General features: G+C 42.8%; 2 protein-coding genes. Both read right to left on the bottom strand.

What is annotated here, in order from left to right; all coding sequences use genetic code 11:
- Positions 1-261 precede the first annotated feature (261 nt).
- Positions 262-2,802, bottom strand: coding sequence for an autotransporter outer membrane beta-barrel domain-containing protein (locus tag YWE_RS30730; protein ID WP_134531019.1), 2,541 nt, complete (start codon positions 2,800-2,802; stop codon positions 262-264).
- 548 nt (positions 2,803-3,350) lie between these two features.
- The coding region (locus tag YWE_RS0120665; protein ID WP_051323489.1) for a DUF2787 family protein at positions 3,351-3,749 on the bottom strand (399 nt) is incomplete at its 5' end.

Raw genomic sequence — 3,749 nt, 5'->3', positions numbered from 1 at the left:
CTGTCGCGATTTTGCGTTTATATTGATGTCGTGTGGTTTCATTGTCATTCTTTAGGCGAAAATACATTCGCAAAAGGTTGCAAAAATCGGTCAATTAATGACTGATGAGTATACACCCGTTGACGATGAAATTGAAATGAAAGCCATTATCCAATCTTCAAGCGGTTGTGCGTTTTCAGAGTGTTCGAGTTTTGCATAGGGCTGTTCAGCGCTCGACTTAGATGAAAATACGCAACTAATTGTGAGTGCCCATTTACTGCCTTAAAAGTTCACTCGAAATCCGATATTACCTATTATTGGTGACTCGACATATTGCCCTTTACGGTAGTTAATTTCTGCGAAGACATGGGTATCCGAATTGACCTGAATATTGGTTCCTAAGCCATACTTTCCAACATTACCTGAAACGTTATTATTAAAATCATTAACGTCATTAATCGTAACGTTGTTCGATTTGATAAATTCCCGCTCAATAGCAAGGCGACTGTACGGCTGGATAATGACATCGCTATTGACACTGATGCGGTAACCTAGCGTTGTACCCACTTCATTTTTCAACGAGCGGTTATTATCGATGTCGGCTTTCATTCCATTGTTGAGTTTAACGTCTTTGGTATCAGCAGAGAAAAAGCTTGTTAATAAATACGGTTCAGCAAACCATTGCGGCCCCCATGCATAGTGGTAGCCCATTTCCAGTGCCACACCAATGGCATTTTGATGGTAATCCGCCTGTACAGAATGACCATTAGTCATACGGGCATTTAATGCATGATTAAAACGATTCAGTTTAAGTACGCTATCAACATACACACCGCTATCATCGAAATAAGTCGCATAAGCGCCAATACTGTAACTGTCCGTATTGCTTGCTCCCCCTCGGGCATGTTTAATCATATTATCTGAATACGAGACGAATCCTCCGGTAATCAAGCGACCACCAGAAGTGGTTAATACTGTATCTGCACCAAGCTCAATCCCATCTTGCTGTAAACGATAAGCCGTATTATTGTTCGCTCGAATGCGTGTATTGTTGGTGAGATAGCGCCCCCAGACACCTGAATTCTGACCTTTGTTCATATTAAGACTGCCCTGACGAAAACGCAGGCTCTGCAATTCACCATCAAAAATGAACTGAGTACTAGAGGCGAGGCTTAAAACAGCATCCGTTGAGGGGGTCGTCGAAACGTCCGGGTTTGGTATTGGCTTTTCCGGGATCACAATCGGCGGAACTTCGGGGAGTTGAAGGTCGGTGGTGAGATACCAAACATTACCATTCATTCCATCTTTATTTTCTGACTTTTTCAGCGAGTACATGTAAGTACCCCCATCAATGGCTGTAATATTGTTCACGGAATCTGAGGTTAAGAAGAAGTTGGCCCCCTGACTACGGTCATTAATGAGATTAAGTGTTTGGCTTCCTGGTGCTGTAATATCTTGACCGGAATCCCGAACGATAACCCCATGTTGACCGCTACCATTATCCACGGTGACAAAATTACCCTTACCTTCATTGAACAAGGTATTAAATATTATCGTCGAATTGCCTGATAAATTGCCGATATGTAGTTGGGCATATTTATCGAACGTAGTATCAGACATAAATCTGATGGTGCCTGACTGCGTGTGGAGTTTATCAATTGAGACGGTTACCCATTCGGCCGCGGAGCGCGTCGTGAGCATCGGTTTAATCTCAAGGGATGTTTGGCTACCATTGAGTAAAATATCCTCAGCATAAGCGGAGACATCCGTTCCCGCTTCTAGTGTCAGCGTTGTGGCGTCATTCATTGTCGTTAGACCAGTCGCTTTAGCGCCGGCATCAATAAAGATAGTGGCACTGTCATTGGCCGTGGTGGTTTGTGTTAGTGTGTGACGATAAGCATGTAATTGACTGTTTTCATTTAGCGTGGTGTTAATTGCTTTGCCTGGTTCGGTGTTATTCGTCCCAACAAAGACGGCGATGATACCGTTATTATTGGCCACGCTGTCTCGAGCAACACCGCCATTATAGACCGATAACACGCTGTCATGGTTAATCACCGTATTGTAGCTGGTACCATAACGATTGACGTACTGCAATCCACCTGATTCAAGGACTGTATGATAAGACGCGCTGTCCATGTCCATTACATTTTGCAGCCCGCCATCTGTTATTAACGCATTGTACGACGTGCCCGTATCGAATTTACCTTTATAAATATATTGAATGCTTTTTTCACCGATGACCTTAGCACCTTGGCTCACGCCGCCATCACTGATGTAACTGATACCACCATGAATAATGGTACTGTTAATCAATGTGGCCGGTAAGCCCTCAATCGCTCTATCCTGAACATTAAAAGCATATTCTTTTCCGCCATCAACCAACGTGTTACTTGCCACGCCTGCGTATTGCACATAAAGGACCGCATTTTTGTTCACAATAATGCCCGTTGCTTCACCTTTCGCCAGTGGATTGAGCGCATTACCTACCATGTCGTAACGAAATTTGCCTAAGTACATATTAGCACCCTGATTTAGGGTGATATTTTCAGCAACGCCACCTACCCGCAAAGAGCCACCGCTATTAACAACGGAATCGCTAATGGATGCCGATGATTGTAACGTACCTTCTGGTGCGAAAAATATGATGTAAGCGATGCCGTTAGGGCCGGTTAATCCATCAATCGTTGCGTGGCTAACATTTTCCGAATAGCAAACGTACCCCCCGACACAATCGCTTAAGCTTTCCGCATAGAGAGGGAAATGGGTTAACACGATCCCAGTGCAGGATGCCAGTAACGTTAACGTTTTTTTAAGAAACATGTTTATCTCTGAATTTATTATTTTAGTCACGTTAGACTAACAAAGAGGGGCAAATAAGCAATCTTATCGATTATTTGTTGATGTTGCGTATTTTCATTTAAGTCAACAGCTAATAATCTAGCGCTATGCGTAGAGCTCAACAGAATAAGCAAAAAAATAATGTGAAGGAAAGGAGTAAACTACCCCGACGATCATCAGTCAGGATAGTTTGTCTTGCTTCTAATTTAGCTTAATTTATCTGTAGTGATGTCACTCAATGCACCAGCATGAGTTAAACCCAAAGGCAATGCTATTTTTCTACGCTAAGATCACTGTGCATTTAGTGGTTTTGCCATCTACATACCGGAGAAGAGACACTCTACACAGTGAGTGATAATCATTAAAGATTTGATTATATCGCTGAAATAGTTCATCAATAATAATTTTTATCGATAAAACAATGAATAGAATATTATTAGATATTACACATGTGATGTTGGGACGGGGCTAGGTTGGGGATCTTGAAAAAGCTAAATTGAGGTCATCATGCAGAATGTCTTAATAGGCACTTATGCCTCCTCAATGCTGGTTTTACACTGATAGACATCGTGGGAATGGTAACGGCAGAAGTTACGTTGCCAGAGGCTATACAGGGGGCTGTAGGCAGCAATAGGCTCTGGTGTCATACCAAGCTGATACCCTAAGCCCCGACTGAAGTCGAAATCAATGGCATAGGTTGATTCTTGGCCAAACGGTGTCGCTATATAGGTAAACTCGGTTACGTAGCAGATATACCAGCGATTATCCTGTTTCCTTTCTATCCTAATTTCCACAGGGCGGTAACCGCCCGTTTCTGCCGTGTAGTCAACATTACTGTAATTGAGCGTGATGCTGAAGACTTTTGGGTGACGTTCGATAACATTAGCCAACAGGGTAATGAAGGGTTTAAAAATCGGTAAATCACAGGT

The organism is Budvicia aquatica DSM 5075 = ATCC 35567 (assembly GCF_000427805.1).
Taxonomy (GTDB): Bacteria; Pseudomonadota; Gammaproteobacteria; order Enterobacterales; family Enterobacteriaceae; genus Budvicia; species Budvicia aquatica.
This window is presented reverse-complemented; position numbering and strand designations above follow the sequence as displayed.